The sequence below is a fragment of the Pantoea sp. X-Soil-YNGN-844 genome (assembly GCF_059730595.1).
The window spans coordinates 1,079,421-1,094,344 of record NZ_AP036007.1; the positions used below are offsets into that span (position 1 = coordinate 1,079,421).

Here is a 14,924-nt window from a genome sequence, read left to right on the forward strand (position 1 = left end):
GCGATGGCCGATCTCTCCGCGCTGATTATCTGCCTCTCCCTGCTGCTCTATCTGCTTCTGGATGGCACTGACCTGGGCGTGGGTATGCTGTTTTGCTGGTTTCATGATGATGAACAGCGTGAGCTGATGACCCACAGCATTCTGCCGGTATGGGATGCGAATGAGACCTGGCTGGTGCTGGCGGCGGGCGCGCTGCTGGCGCTGTTTCCGCCGGTCTATGCGCTGCTGTTCAGTCAGCTGAGCGTGCCGCTGTTTGTCATGTTACTGGCGCTGCTGGTGCGTGCCATGGCGCTTGAGTACCGCGCTCTGAGTTCTTCACAACTGCGTCACTGGCTGGACCGTGTCATGGCGGGCAGTTCGGCACTGGCGACCTTTATTCAGGGCTGGTGCGCCGGGATGATCATCAGCGCGCAGCCGCAAACCGGCCTGCCGGATGGCCTGAGCCTGGTTCCGCTGATCAGCGGCGCAGGACTCATGGCGATCAATTCGCTGCTGGCCTGCTGCTGGATTGGCTGGCGCATCGGCGACAGGGTGCAGCCGCTGGCGGCGGCACAGAGCTGGCTGTGGTGGCTGCTGGCGCTGATGATCTTCCTTGTCGAATGCTACCTCAATGCAGATATCTGGCAGCAAAGCTGGCAGCGGCTGCCGGGTAAAAGCGCTATCGTGGCGATGACTCTGCTCTGGATCGCCGTGCCGCTGGCCTTGTGGCGAGCCCGGCCGCTGTTCCAGCTCATCCTGACGCTGATGCTGATCGGCGCTGTTTTTAGCGGCCTGCTGTGCGGCCTCTATCCCTGGCTGGTGCCGCATCAGTTCAGCATCAGTGAAAGCACCTCATCGCCGGTCACGCAGGGCTTTGTGCTGGTGGGGGCCGCGATTGCCATGCCCCTGACATTGTTCTACCACAGCTGGTCGTTCTGGGTTGAGCGACGGGCGAAATAATGTCTGTCCACTATGCTTCAGGCAGAGCGTCATCGGAGCGGGTGTACCGAGAGGAGAGAATAAGAGCGTGAAAAAAGATCATACAGCGGCCGGGGATAGCCCGATAAAAGAGGATCTCCGCTGGGTTCGCCGCGAATGGCTGATTCAGCGGGCAGGGGAGTCTCTGTTAATCCTGCTGGTCATCCTCGGTGCATGCGGACTCTTTTCCAAAGGCTTTCTGAGCGACACCAGCGCCCGCTCGCCCGACGGCACCCTTCAGGTAGACTATGAGCGGTTTGGCCGCGTCGAGAGCAATATGGATATGCGCATACGTTACAACGCCCCGATAGCCGAGCGCTTTAACGTAACAATTGGCGGTGGCGCACTGGATAACCTGCAAATCCAGACGCTGCAGCCTCAGCCGCTGGAGGCGGTGACGATCGGCAACGATCTGCGGCTGACCTTTTCTGCCCGCGACACCGGACCGGATCACGCCATCTGGCTCGGCCTGCAGCCACGTAATCCGGGCCGCATTCACGTTGCCATTAACGGCGGCGACCATCCTCCGGTCCGTTTTACCCAATGGATCTATCCCTGACAGAGGCGCGTTATGGAAACGGTATTACGTGCGGCAGCCATTTACCTGGTGCTGATGGTGGTGTTCAAAATTGCCGGCAGACGCACCCTGTTGCAGATGACCTCTTTCGATCTGATTCTGCTGCTGATTATCAGCGAAGCGACCCAGCAGGCGCTGCTGGGTGACGATTTTTCGGTAACGGGCGCGGCGCTGACTATTATTACGCTGGTGACGATTGATATTGTACTGGGCAAGCTGAAAAGCCGTTTTCCGGTGGTGGAGCAGGCAATTGATGGCGGCCCGGTGATTCTGGTGGAGAATGGTAATCTGCTGATGGCGCGCCTGAAGATGACCGGTATCAGTCCTGACGATGTTCTGGAAGCGGCGCGATCCGGTCCGGGGCTGGAACGTTTCGATCAGATTAAATATGCGGTGCTGGAGGTGAACGGCCATATCTCGATTATTCCGCAGACTGATTAGCCGGGGTGCCGACGACCGTCTCCGCCCGGACGTGGTCAGCCCGGAATGCGTCTTTAGTCACGGCAGGCGCAGATGCGATTAACCTACACCCACCAGCGATGACAGGCCCCAGGCGCAGCGACGATGCTAACCGTTTTACGCTGCGCTTATTCTGCCGCTTCCCTTGTAATCCTCTGGATTTGGTTCAGACTCAGCATTCCACTCATGTTTTATCATCAGAGCTGGCCTGACTCCCAATCAGCGTTATGCTTTCACAGTCAGGATCAAAGTGAATGAATTTACGTGTTTTACCTTCTACCCGGTTACCGGCTGGCATATTGGTCCCCTGAAATCACATCGGGCACTGGTACTGAAATTCGGTTATATCGACCCCGACGCCCCGCGAGAACAGGGCCCGCAGGAGACGTTGTTTCTGGGGCTGACCCTTGAAATGGCGAAGAAGCTGGTCACCAGTCTTTCTGAGCATATCGACAACGCTGAAAAAAACGGCATCGGACACTAGTTTCTTACTCAAGCTGGTTACAACGCCTGCTGGCGGGCTGGCATACTGCGCTGTCGCCTGGGGCATAAACCTGTAGCGCATGGGCGATTAGACGGAAATGTGCCGGTGTCTGACCAATAATCTCGCCGTCTGCATTGATGTAATGAGGACGGCGCGTTTCAATGGTCAGTTCTGTGGTACTGAACGCCCGCACGTCGCGCCAGCGGCCATGGGTGCCACGCCGCAGAAAGGGCAGCAGCGCAATGAGCTGCCAGCTATGCTGCAACTCCAGGCTGTAGACATCCAGTAACCCATCGTCGGGTGCTGCGCGCTGTTCCACCGTCATGCCACCCCCGTAGAAGCGCCCGTTGCCCACCGATACCTGAACCGTTTTGACGGATATCCGCTGACCCTGATGCACCAGCGTGGCGCTGAACGGACGGCTCTGCCGCAGCAGCCGCAACGCCGCCAGGGCATATCCGCCCACCCCCCAGCGTTTTTTCGATTCCGCCGTAAGGTTGCGCGCCAGCTCGGCCGAAAAACCGATGCTCGAGACGTTAAGAAACAGGTGCTGATTCACTTCCCCCAGATCCACGGCGCGCAACTGCCCGTCTGCGATAATTTTTACCGCCTGTTCAAGGCTGGGGGGAATGCCCAGCGTACGGGCAAAATCGTTGGCGGTGCCCAGCGGTAATATGCCCAGCGGCAGGCCAGTCTGCATCAGTCCCGGCGCGGCCGCGTTAAGCGTGCCGTCGCCACCGCCGACGATCACCGCATCAACGCGACCGGCATACGCTGCGATGAGCTGGCTGTAGGTGCGGGCTTCATCCTCGTCCGGTTGCAGCAGGGTGAAGCCAGCCTGAGCCAGCAGCGTCTGCGCCCGACTGGCCTCAATGCGTCCTTTACGTGAGCGCTGATTAATCAGCAGCAGAGCCGTTCTTTGAGGGTAAGACATACTTTTTCGTCATCCTGCTGTCAAAATGGGGAACGAGACGGCAAGTACAGCATCGGCCTGACCTGTGAACAACCCTGTTTGCGCGACTTTACGTACCCGTTCCGTGCCATAAGCGGCGATAAAGATCGTCTACACTGCTTAGGGTCAGTTCCATATTGAGGCGTTGCGATGACAGAACACGAATTCAGAAAATTGTTAGCCGAAAAGGGTTTTGATGAGCCACTGCTGATTGAGCGTGCCGCATCAGCCCAGCTTGATAATCACGTCCATCCTTTTGAAGCGCTGGCCCTGATTCTCAGTGGTGACATCACTATCAGTACCGAGCAGGGCGACACCACCTATCATCCCGGCGAGACGTTTCACCTGCAGCCGAATGAACTGCATCGCGAAGCGTTCGGACCACAGGGCGTCAGCTATCTGGCGGGACGTAAATATGAGTAACTGGCAATCAGTATGAACGTGTCTGACGATCTGTTTACCCGGCTGGCACGTTCGCCGTTTCGTCAGCGCTTTCGACTGGGACGCGCTGAGTACGATTATGCGAGCAGCAAAGGCGAGCCGGTTTTGCGACAGCACGCCGCTGAGTTTGTCGCACAGCGACTGGCGCCTGCTCAGCCGGAAAATGATGGCAAACAGACGCCGATGCGCGGTCATCCGGTGTTTATCGCCCAGCACGCTACCGCGACCTGCTGTCGTGGCTGTCTGAACAAGTGGCACCACATCGGGCAGCATCAGCCGCTTAACGCTGAGCAGCAGGATTATGTGGTGACGGTATTACTGGCGTGGATCACCCGGCAGATGCAGCAGCCGGCACCGCCCGCCCGCGTGAGCCGGAATAAGCCGAAACCGGACGACGATCCGCAGCTGGCGCTCTGGTAATGGATAAAAAATCTACAGTCAGCGGCTTTTTCTGGTGAAAACTGGCCCTTTTTCATTCCTGGTTTATTCTTAAATCTTTCCTGGGAAGGCTATGCCAGGATTAAAACCTACACGGCAACGATGAATACAGAGGGAATTATGAAGAAATCAATTATTGCACTGTCTGCTATTTTGCTGGCCTCGCCAGTATTTGCTGCTACCACTACCGATAACACTGTTGCGGAAGCGCATAAAGGCGCTGACACCGCGAAAGAAAAACTGCATCAGACCCAGAATGAAGGCAAAGAGCTGAAGCTGAAGTCTGAGCACGCCGCTGAAGGCAAAAGCCACACCACCGGTAGCAAAATCACGGAAGGTGCTCAGAAAGGCTGGCACAAAACCAAAGAAGGCACTGAAAAAGGCTGGGATAAAACCAAGCAGGGTGCTGAAGATCTGAAAAACAAAGCGACCAACTAAGACGCTGGTTTTCAGGTTGAAAAAAAACCCACCGAAAGGTGGGTTTTTTTATGGCTGAACCGGATTACGCTTTCTTTTCCGCCGCCTTTCTTTCTGCGGCTTCTCTTTCCGCCGCCGCTAACGCCGACACTTTGATTTCCGCTTCAGCGGCCGCCTCGGCTGCCGCAGACGCTGCTTCAGCCGCCGCTTCTGCGGCTGTCTCAGACTGTTTTTTGCCTTCTTCGATCACGTCTTCGTCGATGACTTCGATGTTTTCGCGGTTATCGCGGCCGGAAAGCAGGTTCCAGCAGGCGATAAACAGCGCGGCAATGACCGGACCGATCACGAAACCGTTGATGCCGTAAATCTCCATGCCGCCCAGCGTGGCGATCAGGATCATATAGTCAGGCATTTTGGTGTCTTTGCCGACCAGCAGCGGACGCAGAATATTATCCACCAGACCAACAATCACCACGAAGAAACCGACAAGGAACAGCCCTTTCCACAGTGCGCCGGTGGCAAAGAAGAAGATCGCCGCAGGTACCCAGATGATGGCGGAACCGACCGCCGGAATCAGGGAGAGGAACGCCATCAGTGCGCCCCACAGCAGGCTGCCGTCGATGCCGGTAAACCAGAAGGCCAGCCCGCCGAGAATACCCTGTACGATACCGACCACCACCGTACCTTTCACCGTCGCGCGCGCCACGGCAGCAAACTTCACCATCAGGTGATGCTTCACGTAAGTAGAAAGCGGCAATGCTTCCAGAATCAGATGCACCAGATAGGAGCCATCTTTCAGCAGGAAGAACAGCAGATAGAGCATGATGCCAAAGCCGACGGTGAAGCTGAACGTCCCTTTACCGATGATAAAGGCGCTGCCCGCCACATACTGACCGCCCTTAAGTGCAAATGAGGAGAGCTTCTGCTGAATCTGTGCGGCGTTATCCAGATTATTTTCAGCCAGGAAATGCCTTGCCCAGCGCGGCAGATGCTGCAGCAGATCGGCGAACACGGCCGGGAACTGCGATGAGTTGGTCTGCAGTTTGTGATAGACCGCGTTGGTTTCAACCACCAGTGAGGAGGCGATGATCGCCAGCGGTGTGAAGACAATCAGGCAGATACAGAACAGGGTAATTAGCGCGGCCACGCCGTTGCGGTCACCCAGTCGGCTGCGCAGCCAGGTTTTCAGCGGATGGAAAATCACCGCCAGAATCGCCGCCCATAAAATCGGCGAGAAATAGGGCGAAAGCACCTCGAAAAATGCGACGGTGGCGATAGCCAGAATCAAAATGAAAAACCCGATGTTCAATCCTTTAAAACGCATGGAGAAACCTCATCTGGAACAAACTCTGATAAACCCGACGCGCAAATTTGCTGTGTCCGGCTTCGCTTGCGCGGCAGCCTCGTCACAAATTAACGCTCGGGCTTTGCTCGTAAAATGCTGCTGCTGGCAGCATCATGCTGGCTAACTGTCTGAAAGGTCTTGCAGAAGTGATGAACGGGTAAGGTGCGTTCGCTGCGTGACTTCCGGTCGGTAGCGGGCTGCCTCTGACGGCAGCGCGCTGAATCCTACATTAGCGTAGCGGTTTCGACCATTATTGGTAGGTCAGAGACTCATGTTCCCGGTGTATGCTGCCGATAACCTTATTGAGTGAGCAAAAAACAGGCAATGAGAAATGAGTAAACAGAGAGTCTTAGTGGTGCTGGTGACGCTGGTATTGACCGGCTGCGCGACCAAGCATTATCCACAGGCGGCTGCGGTGACGCCGCAAGAGACAGCGACGCTGAACTGCAACGCCCTGGATCAGGAGCTGGTCAAAGCGCACGGCGTGCAGAGTGATATCGAGCAGACCGGCCAGTTTAATGCCCTGACCGTGCTGGGCTTTGTCGGGGATTTCGGACTGGGCAATGGCATTGCAAAATACAATGCCACCCGGAAAGCGGAAAATCGGGTCACTGCGTTGCAGTCGCTGAAAGCCGCAAAGTGCAGCCAGCGTCTTTCATAACGGGCTGCGTCAGATCAGCCAAGCGTCCCTGCGCTGACATGTTGCAAACGGACATTTTCGGCCGCGCGTTTACCGGCCAGGAAAGCGTGATCCGAGTTGTAATATTCCCACTCGCTGTAACGACCGGACAGATGGATATCCTGAGTCAGCAGCCACTGGCGAATCAGCGCCACGTTATCGCTGCGCGCATGGTCATAGACCACGTAGGCGTAAGGCATATCAACCTCAGATGCGCAGAGCAGCGGATCGTCCGCGGTGATCATGCCGACCCGGATGCAATCCTGACGGCAGCGCTCAATCAGCGCTTCACCCTCCAGCGGCAGCGGATTAGCCGCGTTGTAGGTAATTTCACAGGTTAAGCCGAAACCGCCCGGCGGATTGCAGTGCGGACTGGCGTTGCCCTGCACAAAGATGCGGTGAAACAGCGTATCACCAGGGTAGTAAATCCAGTGTTTTTCAGTCAAATCAGCCCGGCCAATGCCCAGATTCACACAGCGCACCGACACAAACTGCAGCTGCTGCGCCGCCAGCTGGACGCTCTCCGGCACCTCATCACCTATCAGCTTAATCAGCTCCGGCAGCGGCATGGTGCTGATCAACTGCTCATACCGGTAGTGGCGACCATCCGCCAGCAGGGCGACATGCGCCTGCGGGTAGATGCGGGTCAGGGTCGCGTCGGTCTCCAGCGTGCATTTCAGGTGCGGTAAAAAGCCTGACATCAGTGCCTGGAAGCCACCGCGCAGCGGATAGCCGAAACGGGCGTTGGGGCCGACCGGTTTCGCGAGCGGTTGCAGCGCGCCATCGATGATCTGTGACAGATCGGGCAGTGGCACGCGTCCGCCCAGCCATGACGTTTCCATGTCGGTCAGCGGCACTTTCCACAGTTTCTGGTTGTAGGGCAGGGCGAAATGCCGCGCGATGCCTTTACCCCAGGTGCGCATAATAAAGTGCTGGAAATCCTCTTCGCCCTCCACCACGCCGGTGCTGCTGCCCTCATCGGGGATTGCGCCATCCGCACAGCAATCCCGCCGCGCCCGCGCCCGATCCAGCGGCACGGCCGCCGCCGCTGTTTCGCCGTAACGCGCTTCGATAGCGCCCAGCACGCACTCTTTTACCACTTCGACCGGCAGGCCATGCAGCGCTGACTGGAAGGGATAGCGGGTATAAACACCGTCGCTGTAAACCCAGGCCTCGCGCGCCTGCCAGTGCAGATTGTCGCCCAGCAGCATCTCATAAAGCTGCAACACGTAGGGATCCTGCGAGAACATGATATGACCGGCATAGTCGAAGGTGAACCCCTGATCGTCAATCGAGCGGCACCAGCCGCCTGGGGTGCTATTTTTCTCAAGCAGTACCGCGCCTTCGCCATAGTGATACCCGGCGCTCAGACCCGTCGGTCCGGCGCCGATAATCAGGCAGGGCACCGCATCGCTCTCCAGCATCGCTGGTGTTAAAGGCGTAACGTTAGCCTGCGCGCGGGTCTGGCTGGCTGACTTCAGAGCAGGCTGACGCTGCATCAGCGCCTGCTGGATCAGACCATGTATCTGCTCTGCGGTGCGATCCCAGGAGGTGGCATCGACTTTTGCCTGCATCCGTCCCGCCAGCGCCAGCCGTTCTGCGGCACTGATTGCCATTGCCTGTTCACAGGCGGCAATAAATTCCGCATGCGTCTCTGCAACCGCCACTTCTTCTGCGTAGTGGCGCGCCACATCGACAATGGCAGTACTGACAATCGGCAGCTGCGCCGCCATATACTCCAGCACCTTGGTCGGAGAGATGTAGCGGGTCGAGGCATTGATGGCAAACGGCATCAGACAGACATCCCAGCCTGCCAGAAACTGCGGCAGTGCCTGATAGGGCTGCTGACCGAGCCAGTGAATATTGGCGCGCTGCGGCAGGCTGGCGGGATCAATTTTCACCACCGGCCCGACCATAATGATCTGCCATTCAGGATGGCTGTCTGCCAGCGCGGCTATCAGCGGCAGATCGATACGCTCATCCAGCACGCCGTAATAACCCAGACGCTGCGACGGAATGGCATCCTGTAACGGATGACGATTCGTGCGATCGCGCGCCTGTTCAAAATGAATGGCATCAACGCTGCTGGGGAAGCAGTAAACCTGAGCGTGTTTATCACGCTTTGCTTCATAGAGGCTGGAGCCGCCGGTAAAGACCAGATCGGCGCGGGTCATCAGCGCCGATTCGCGCTGCTGCAGCTGGCGCGGCGCATTCTGGAAGGCCGAAAGCTCATCCATACAGTCGTAAATTACCAGTGCCGGATCAAACGGCGTCAGCAGCGGCAGTGCCATTGGCGTATAGAACCAGATCAGCGGCTGATCGTCCTCCTCCAGCAGCGGCGTCAGCAGCAGCAGCAGCGGGGCGATCTGGCTGTCGTGAAAGCCGGGCGCGTCGCTGTCGGTATGTGGCTGGATCACCGTGATGTTGGCGGCAGGCGAGCTCTGGTGCAGACCCGGTGGCCCCGCCTGCCAGACCGGCTCCTCGACAAACAGCACGCGATAGTGCTGGGCCAGGCGAGTCAGTAGCTGCTGCGGACGCTGAAAAACAAAACCCCAGCGTAAATGGCTGAAAACGATGAGAACAGGTGGTTTCATGGTGTGCTCCTGGCTGGGATGTTGTAGGGACGTAATGTGCTGCAAAAAGCGCTGCGCCTGACGCAAGGCGTCGGCATAAGGCTGCTGTAACTGGCGGGCGTAAGGATCGGCGCCCAGATGATCGAGATCCCACAGGCCGCTGCGGGTCCAGAAGGTGGTCTCCTCCCACAAGGGACGATCGAGAATCGGATAGAGGCAGATGCCGAGCAGGTCCGCGCCCGCCAGCTGTGCCTGTGCAACCTGTGTGGCGACCTCACGGATCCAGTCGCCACGGCCGCTGCCGACGTGACTGGTTTCCGCCAGCAGCAGCGGCCGCTGATAGCGTTGCCAGACCTGCAGCAGCAGCTGATGCAGCGGCTGGCGTCGGCTGTCGCCCAGATGCCAGTAAAGCCGCCGGTTTGAACCCTGTTCCCACTGGTTGTCGTGGTAGTAATTCACACCAATCAGATCGAGATAGCGGGGTGCGCCGCCCAGCTCCGGATTACGGCGACCACTGAGCATGTCCCACGCCTGATACTGGGTGTCACACATCTCACGCGCCAGACGGTCGCTGTCGGGATCGGCAGGATCGGGCGCGATATGGATCAGCGGATCGCAGTGCAGCACACGGGCCCGCGGATCGGCCTGCCAGATCGCATCACAGGCGGCCAGGGTAGCGCGCACCAGCTGCCGCTTAGCGTCATCGGCCCGATCCGGCTCCGGGATCGCCTCACAGGCGAACAACCCGACCGAAATACCCCAGCTGACAAAGGAGATCTCATTCATCGGAGAGTAGATCGGTGCCTGCTGATACCAGGGCGCCAGGAAGCGGGCCAGTGCACCACAGAAGGCAGCGAAACGGGGGATAAAGTCGTGATCAAACAGGCTGACGCCCGTGGGCCAGCCGTAGTGACAGATTGTCCAGCTCAGCTGAATACCCTGCTGCTCTGCGGCCTGCATCCGTGCAGCGACCGTGGAGAAGTCATAGCGGCCGTCGCGTTCACATAGCCGCCAGCCGACGCTTTCCCGCACGGTGCGAATGGCAAAGGGGCTCAACGCTGCATAATCTTCTGCCGCCCGCGCCTGATGCTGGTTCAGATCGTTCATCGACAGCGCAAGACCGGCCGGATTGATATGATCGGCACCTTCATAGCCGGCCTGCCAGAAACTGGAAAAGGGCGTCATGGCATCTCCCGAAATAAAGCAACACGCTTCCCGCTGACGAGCCGTTGTGAAACGGGTCAGGGCGTTACAGGTATGCAAAGCAGACTGGCGATCCTTGCCATAAGCCACAGACACTAAGTTGCAGGCAACAGAGCCTGTGACGGTTTGGATGCGTGAGATAGCAGAACTAAAGGTGCGGCGCTATCGGCAGGAAAAAGAGTGGCTTCTCTGAATGTTAACGGATTTTGCGGAAGCCTTACTGGAAAGTATAGACAGGGAGGGTGTCTTCGCAAATTATTGAAGTGAAAAGGAAAAAGCGTAGCGGCAAAAGTCATCCATTCAGAAACAGGAATTTTTCACTATTGTCTGCGCTGTCGGGTTGATAAGCGCAGCGTGAAGCGCGTCAGCGTTATTTTCAGCTTTGTTAACCTTTTCCTCAACATGCAGAGCGGTCAGACTTACCTGTTTCAACGTTACTGCTTCGCTTGCCTTTTAACGGGCTGGCGACAAGATTTACTTATTACTGGCCTGAATCTGCGGGCGATCAATGGGCGGCGGGTTAAGCGGCGCGCCTCTTAAAACAGGAAGTTTAACCGACTATGTTCTCATTCGACTGGCACCGTTTTTTACTTAACGATCAACCGGCCACCTTTTTATTTGAGGTGGTGGCGCGGGTCCTGATCGCTTATCTGGTGGTTTTTACTTTTCTGAAAGTGTCAGGACGACGCGGCGTACGTCAGCTGTCGTTGTTCGAACTGGTGGTGATTCTGACGCTGGGTTCTGCGTCCGGTGACGTCACGTTTTATGACGATGTACCGGTGCTGCCGGTAATTATGGTGTTTGTGGTATTGCTGGCGCTCTACCGCCTCACCACCTGGCTGACGTCACATAGCCCGCGCTTTTCACGGCTGATACAGGGCGACGTCATTACCCTGATTAAGGATGGCCTGTATGTGCTGGAAAGTCTGGATCAGCTGAATATTTCCGAAGATGAGTTCTATATGGAGTTGCGCCAGAGCGGCGTAGAGCATCTGGGACAAATCCGGCTGGCGCTGGTGGAGGTCGATGGTCAGCTCAGCCTCTATTTCTACGATGATGATGAAATGCGCGCCGGACTAAGCGTGCTGCCGCCAGAGCACCGACAGGATTACAGCACCGTGCCGGTCAGCGCGCTCTACGCCTGCACCCATTGTGGCCAGACGCAGAGGATCGAGGCGGAGCAGCAGGCCGTCTGTCCGCGCTGTCAGCGACAGCGCTGGTCTGCGGCACTGAGCGTACGTCGGCTGCATTAGCTGCCAGCGCCAGCTCAGTATTCAGGCCCCGGCGTGTCGGCATTGCCAGGATTAACGTCGGCGAAAAAGGCACTGAGCGGACGCTTTTGCTGACCTGCGACGCTGAAATTATCCGCCCTCAGCCAGGCGCTCAGGGCGCGATGAACCTCCGGCCATTCACGATCGATTATCGACAGCCAGTCTGTATCGCGGTTACGTTGTTTGCGAGTCATTACCTGACGAAAACGGCCCTCAAAGCGGAACCCCAGTCGTTCAGCTGCACGTCGTGAAGCGACATTAGTAGAATCACAGCGCCACGCCACCCGACGATAGCCGAGAGCAAAAGCCTGTTGCAGCAGCAGAAAAATCGCCTCGCTGCCCATAGCACTGCGCTGCATCAGCGGCGACCAGGTGACGTGACCGATTTCAAGGGTGCCATGTTCTGGCTCTATGCTGGCGAAGGAGACCACACCACAGGGCTGCCGATTCAGCCCGCAGACCGTGAAGGGCACCAGGGCTGCATCTGCCACTTTATCTGCAATCCAGCGCTGCATCTGCGGCAGTGAGGCGGGCCGCTCCGCGCTCAGCCAGGTCCAGTCCCGATCATCCGGTGCCTGCATAAATGCCAGCAACAGCGATTCCGCATGATCCATGCTTAGTGGCAGGAGAAGGCAGTGCTGGCCGTGGATGGAGGCACTGGACGGTCTGACGACAGGTTGCCAGTCGGGCAGGGCTTCACCGACCGGCTGATCAAACTGATTGATGTTCACTGGCATCCTCCTGAAGAAAAACGGACGGTAAGCAGGAAAAATTAAAATCTGCTCTGACGGACTATTCTGAACCGCGATTAAACCCGTCGCAGCTTGTTCCCGCTCTCCACATAACTTTGCCTGTTACTGACAGAAAATGAAAACCCGTCGGGCAGCATAGCGACACCGTTACCAGAGAGGTGTGCGTATGAAAGTGAGGGCGGCCAGTGCATTACTGTTTTTACTGTTATCGTTTGGTGCATTTTCACAACAGGTGATCAGCGAAAGTCATCCCCATTCACGCAGTGCGCGACTGCTGGAGCAGGGGAGTCAGGTCGATACGGCGGACTCGCCGGATGAACATCTGCTGGAGAGGCGGGAGTGGCGAAGCAGTCTGCAGCGCAAGCCGTATTAAAATGCGATCCCCGGCAGCGAGCTCTGCCGGGGATCCGGTAGTGAGGTTCAGGCGATTAAATCGTGGCCTGTGTAGCAGCCATGCCAGGCACCAGAATCACCTTCCGGCACTCCTCTTCGCGTTTAGCGAAAATATCGTAGCCGCGTGCGGCATCTTCCAGCGGCAGATGATGGGTCACAATCTCTTCCGGCGTCAGATGCCCCTGCTCAATCAGCTTCAGCAGATCGGGCAGATACGCATGCACATGCGTCTGTCCCATCTTAAAGGTCAGCCCTTTATCGAAGGCATCACCAAACAGGAAGCCGTGAATAAATCCGGCGTAAACGCCTGGTACGCTGACGATACCGCCACGCCGCACCGCAGCAATACACTGACGCAACGCTTTACCACTGCTGCCTTCCAGCTTGAGATTGGTGAGCACGGTTTCAGTCAGGCTGCCTTTCGCCTCGAACCCGACGGCATCGATCACGGCATCCACACCGCGATTGCCGGTGCTGTGCTCGATAATCCAGCCGGCCGGATCATCGATCTCATCGAAGTTAATCGGGATGACGCCGTAGCGATCGCGGGCAAAGTTTAAGCGGTAGTTGTTGTGGTCAATCATGTAAATCTGTTCGGCACCCTGCTGTCGGGCGCAGGCGGCACTGAGCAGGCCCACCGGACCAGCACCGAAAATCGCCAGGCTGGAGCCGGGTTTGACTTCGGCATTTTTAACCGCCTGCCACGCGGTGGGCAGAATGTCCGACAGGAACAGCACTTTCTCATCTGACAGTACAGACGGCACCTTGAACGGACCGGTATTGGCTTTCGGCACCCTGACATACTCCGCCTGACCGCCGGGCACACCGCCATAGAGCTTACTGAAACCAAACAGCGCCGCGGGCGGCGTGATGTTTTTGCGGTTCAGAATAGCGCCCCGTCCGCTGTTGGTATTTTCACAGGCGGCATACTGGCTCAGCAGGCAGAAAAAGCAGTCGCCACAGGCGATCACAAACGGAATGACTACCCGATCGCCTTTGGCGACGGCAGTCACTGCGCTGCCCGCCTCAACCACTTCGCCCATAAACTCATGACCAAAAATATCGCCATGCCCGGTGCCGGGAATTTTGCCGCGATAAAGGTGCAGATCTGAACCGCAAATGGCGGTAGCGGTCACGCGCAGGATAATGTCATCGGCCGCTTTCAGGCCCGGGTCGGGCACGTTATCCACGCTGACTTTATGCGGGCCGTGATACGTTAATGCTTTCATTGGTTGATCTCCTGCTGACGGGGGAAGGGCGGCCAGACCAGAAGGTGTGGCTGCCTGCGAGGAAGACTCAGGGAATCTGAAATCGAAACCTGCCTGAAGTGTAGTAACCCTTTGAGGAGTAAGCCGAGCGGTGCTGGAGGCGAGGCGGTTTCAGACCGGCGGGCTCGGTGAATGCCTTTTCAGGGGGTCGGCAGTAACGGATAGCGCATCCGGCTGCCAGCCGGTGAGATCAGCCAGCGCGCGCCGGTAAGGGGTGTCGATTTGTGCCGGAACCTGCCCGAGGTAGTGAAAAGCATGCTCACGTGTTTCACCGGTAAGATTCTGCAGATAGTGTCGCGCATCATCCAGCGTCGGTATCTGCCCTTCAACTCCCGCCATGCGGGCAGGCAGACCGGTCCAGATTAATCCTTCGATGCCTTTCGCCTGCGCCCATTCCGCCAGCGGTCCCACTGAGGTTTCTGTCACCGTCATCATGTCGACGCCATCGACGCGGCTGTCTGGTATCGCCTCCCGAATGCGCAACGCGCGGCAGGCACTCTCCAGTGAGGCGGTGTTCAGCCAGGCCCAGAACACCGGCACCGGGCGGGCGTTGAGACAGATCGCCGTTGATAGTTCACCGCCGTCAGCGATGCGCACAAACTCAATGGGTACGGCAGGACCATCATGATGCCACTGACTGGCCACCGGCAGTGCGCCAGGTTTCCAGATTAACGATCCCCATCCCAGGCAGGCAATTTTCATTCTTTTCTCCTGT

16 protein-coding genes are annotated in these 14,924 nt (G+C 57.6%); 10 read left to right on the top strand and 6 right to left on the bottom strand.

What is annotated here, in order from left to right:
- Nucleotides 1–3 precede the first annotated feature (3 nt).
- From AC6I8C_RS04860 to AC6I8C_RS04875, 4 genes are all read left to right on the top strand, one after another.
- On the top strand, nt 4–939 hold the full coding sequence (locus tag AC6I8C_RS04860; protein WP_497821766.1) for a cytochrome d ubiquinol oxidase subunit II: 936 nt from the start codon (nt 4–6) through the stop codon (nt 937–939).
- A 67-nt stretch (nt 940–1,006) separates the two neighbouring features.
- Nucleotides 1,007–1,516, top strand: a complete 510-nt coding sequence (locus tag AC6I8C_RS04865) for a hypothetical protein (RefSeq protein WP_497821767.1) — start codon at nt 1,007–1,009, stop codon at nt 1,514–1,516.
- A gap of 12 nt (nt 1,517–1,528) precedes the next feature.
- Nucleotides 1,529–1,975 carry a DUF421 domain-containing protein gene (locus tag AC6I8C_RS04870; protein WP_497821768.1) on the top strand — a complete coding sequence of 149 codons (447 nt, stop codon included), beginning with the start codon at nt 1,529–1,531 and terminating at the stop codon, nt 1,973–1,975.
- Between the two features lie 268 nt (nt 1,976–2,243).
- Complete coding sequence (locus AC6I8C_RS04875; RefSeq protein ID WP_497821769.1) at nt 2,244–2,477, top strand: BssS family protein; 234 nt, start codon at nt 2,244–2,246, stop codon at nt 2,475–2,477.
- A 4-nt stretch (nt 2,478–2,481) separates the two neighbouring features.
- Here AC6I8C_RS04875 and AC6I8C_RS04880 read toward each other — a convergent pair whose 3' ends face one another.
- On the bottom strand, nt 2,482–3,411 hold the full coding sequence (locus AC6I8C_RS04880; protein ID WP_497821770.1) for a lipid kinase: 930 nt from the start codon (nt 3,409–3,411) through the stop codon (nt 2,482–2,484).
- A 168-nt stretch (nt 3,412–3,579) separates the two neighbouring features.
- Between AC6I8C_RS04880 and AC6I8C_RS04885 the strand changes: the two genes are divergently transcribed.
- From AC6I8C_RS04885 to AC6I8C_RS04895, 3 genes are all read left to right on the top strand, one after another.
- Complete coding sequence (locus AC6I8C_RS04885) at nt 3,580–3,852, top strand: cupin domain-containing protein (protein WP_497821771.1); 273 nt, start codon at nt 3,580–3,582, stop codon at nt 3,850–3,852.
- A gap of 12 nt (nt 3,853–3,864) precedes the next feature.
- Nucleotides 3,865–4,290 (top strand): DUF4186 domain-containing protein, encoded by a 426-nt coding sequence (locus AC6I8C_RS04890; protein ID WP_497821772.1) that lies wholly within the window; start codon nt 3,865–3,867, stop codon nt 4,288–4,290.
- A gap of 138 nt (nt 4,291–4,428) precedes the next feature.
- A complete protein-coding gene (locus tag AC6I8C_RS04895) occupies nt 4,429–4,746 on the top strand; it encodes a KPN_00521 family repetitive protein (RefSeq protein ID WP_033731819.1) in 318 nt (105 codons plus the stop codon).
- A 64-nt stretch (nt 4,747–4,810) separates the two neighbouring features.
- Here the strand turns inward: AC6I8C_RS04895 and AC6I8C_RS04900 are convergent, their stop codons facing one another.
- Nucleotides 4,811–6,049 carry an AI-2E family transporter gene (locus AC6I8C_RS04900; RefSeq protein WP_497821773.1) on the bottom strand — a complete coding sequence of 413 codons (1,239 nt, stop codon included), beginning with the start codon at nt 6,047–6,049 and terminating at the stop codon, nt 4,811–4,813.
- Nucleotides 6,050–6,401: 352 nt separating this feature from the next.
- Here AC6I8C_RS04900 and AC6I8C_RS04905 point away from each other — a divergent pair, with 352 nt between their 5' ends.
- Entirely contained in the window at nt 6,402–6,731 is a 330-nt protein-coding gene (locus tag AC6I8C_RS04905) for a hypothetical protein (RefSeq protein WP_013357070.1), read from the top strand.
- A 14-nt stretch (nt 6,732–6,745) separates the two neighbouring features.
- Here the strand turns inward: AC6I8C_RS04905 and AC6I8C_RS04910 are convergent, their stop codons facing one another.
- Nucleotides 6,746–10,507 carry an NAD(P)-binding protein gene (locus AC6I8C_RS04910; RefSeq protein WP_497821774.1) on the bottom strand — a complete coding sequence of 1,254 codons (3,762 nt, stop codon included), beginning with the start codon at nt 10,505–10,507 and terminating at the stop codon, nt 6,746–6,748.
- A 578-nt stretch (nt 10,508–11,085) separates the two neighbouring features.
- Between AC6I8C_RS04910 and AC6I8C_RS04915 the strand changes: the two genes are divergently transcribed.
- Complete coding sequence (locus AC6I8C_RS04915; protein ID WP_013357072.1) at nt 11,086–11,778, top strand: YetF domain-containing protein; 693 nt, start codon at nt 11,086–11,088, stop codon at nt 11,776–11,778.
- Between the two features lie 14 nt (nt 11,779–11,792).
- Here the strand turns inward: AC6I8C_RS04915 and AC6I8C_RS04920 are convergent, their stop codons facing one another.
- The gene (locus tag AC6I8C_RS04920; RefSeq protein WP_497821775.1) at nt 11,793–12,527 is read right to left on the bottom strand and encodes a GNAT family N-acetyltransferase; all 735 of its coding nucleotides are present in this window, start codon (nt 12,525–12,527) and stop codon (nt 11,793–11,795) included.
- Between the two features lie 187 nt (nt 12,528–12,714).
- Between AC6I8C_RS04920 and AC6I8C_RS04925 the strand changes: the two genes are divergently transcribed.
- On the top strand, nt 12,715–12,921 hold the full coding sequence (locus AC6I8C_RS04925; protein ID WP_013357074.1) for a hypothetical protein: 207 nt from the start codon (nt 12,715–12,717) through the stop codon (nt 12,919–12,921).
- 55 nt (nt 12,922–12,976) lie between these two features.
- Here AC6I8C_RS04925 and AC6I8C_RS04930 read toward each other — a convergent pair whose 3' ends face one another.
- On the bottom strand, nt 12,977–14,170 hold the full coding sequence (locus AC6I8C_RS04930; RefSeq protein ID WP_497821776.1) for a zinc-dependent alcohol dehydrogenase: 1,194 nt from the start codon (nt 14,168–14,170) through the stop codon (nt 12,977–12,979).
- A gap of 150 nt (nt 14,171–14,320) precedes the next feature.
- Nucleotides 14,321–14,911, bottom strand: coding sequence for a hypothetical protein (locus AC6I8C_RS04935; protein WP_497821777.1), 591 nt, complete (start codon nt 14,909–14,911; stop codon nt 14,321–14,323).
- Nucleotides 14,912–14,924: the final 13 nt, after the last annotated feature.

Bases quoted from the DNA above. Each gene is read 5' to 3' on its own strand.
- AC6I8C_RS04860 (WP_497821766.1), top strand. From the start codon at position 4: ATGGCCGATCTCTCCGCGCTGATTATCTGCCTCTCCCTGCTGCTCTAT.
- AC6I8C_RS04870 (WP_497821768.1), top strand. From the start codon at position 1,529: ATGGAAACGGTATTACGTGCGGCAGCCATTTACCTGGTGCTGATGGTG.
- AC6I8C_RS04880 (WP_497821770.1), bottom strand. From the start codon at position 3,411: ATGTCTTACCCTCAAAGAACGGCTCTGCTGCTGATTAATCAGCGCTCA.
- AC6I8C_RS04885 (WP_497821771.1), top strand. From the start codon at position 3,580: ATGACAGAACACGAATTCAGAAAATTGTTAGCCGAAAAGGGTTTTGAT.
- AC6I8C_RS04890 (WP_497821772.1), top strand. From the start codon at position 3,865: ATGAACGTGTCTGACGATCTGTTTACCCGGCTGGCACGTTCGCCGTTT.
- AC6I8C_RS04895 (WP_033731819.1), top strand. From the start codon at position 4,429: ATGAAGAAATCAATTATTGCACTGTCTGCTATTTTGCTGGCCTCGCCA.
- AC6I8C_RS04900 (WP_497821773.1), bottom strand. From the start codon at position 6,049: ATGCGTTTTAAAGGATTGAACATCGGGTTTTTCATTTTGATTCTGGCT.
- AC6I8C_RS04905 (WP_013357070.1), top strand. From the start codon at position 6,402: ATGAGTAAACAGAGAGTCTTAGTGGTGCTGGTGACGCTGGTATTGACC.
- AC6I8C_RS04910 (WP_497821774.1), bottom strand. From the start codon at position 10,507: ATGACGCCCTTTTCCAGTTTCTGGCAGGCCGGCTATGAAGGTGCCGAT.
- AC6I8C_RS04915 (WP_013357072.1), top strand. From the start codon at position 11,086: ATGTTCTCATTCGACTGGCACCGTTTTTTACTTAACGATCAACCGGCC.
- AC6I8C_RS04925 (WP_013357074.1), top strand. From the start codon at position 12,715: ATGAAAGTGAGGGCGGCCAGTGCATTACTGTTTTTACTGTTATCGTTT.
- AC6I8C_RS04930 (WP_497821776.1), bottom strand. From the start codon at position 14,170: ATGAAAGCATTAACGTATCACGGCCCGCATAAAGTCAGCGTGGATAAC.
- AC6I8C_RS04935 (WP_497821777.1), bottom strand. From the start codon at position 14,911: ATGAAAATTGCCTGCCTGGGATGGGGATCGTTAATCTGGAAACCTGGC.